Source organism: Pseudomonas sp. EL_65y_Pfl2_R96, from assembly GCF_963970905.1.
Lineage (GTDB): Bacteria > Pseudomonadota > Gammaproteobacteria > Pseudomonadales > Pseudomonadaceae > Aquipseudomonas.
Genome location: NZ_CAXAQH010000392.1, coordinates 1 through 435, shown reverse-complemented (window position 1 = coordinate 435; position 435 = coordinate 1). Strand labels below are relative to the sequence as shown.

Sequence of the window (435 nt, the reverse complement as noted above, 5' to 3'; positions counted from 1 at the left end):
GCTTCACGAAGCCCGTATAGGGCGGGAACAGCATGTGGACGATCGAGTACCGGTCCTGCAGGACGGGCTTCTCATGCGAAAATGCCCGAAAGACATAGATTCCGTGCGCCGCACCGATGCCCGAGTTGTTCACCCCGCCAAAGGGCAGGTTGGGATGCAGGAAATGCACGACCGTCAGGTTGATCCCCACCGCGCCCGAACTGGTGCGCGTGATGATGTCCTCGGCAAAAGCCCGGCTATTGTCGAAGACATAAAGCGCCAACGGTTTCGGGTTGGCGTTGATCTGATCAATCACCTTGTCGATATCGTCATATTCGATGATCGGCAGGATCGGGCCGAACAGCTCCTCGCGCGAAATCGCCATCTCGGGGGTGATCTGGCTGATCAGCGTGGGCGCCACGAATTTCTGCGCCGCTTCCGTCTGCCCGCCCAGCA

1 protein-coding gene is annotated in these 435 nt (G+C 59.3%); it reads right to left on the bottom strand.

Going from position 1 to position 435, the window contains the following annotated elements; translation table 11 throughout:
* Positions 1-435 (bottom strand): aldehyde dehydrogenase family protein (locus AACY49_RS31215; RefSeq protein WP_339528200.1); only part of this gene is annotated, 435 nt, incomplete at both ends.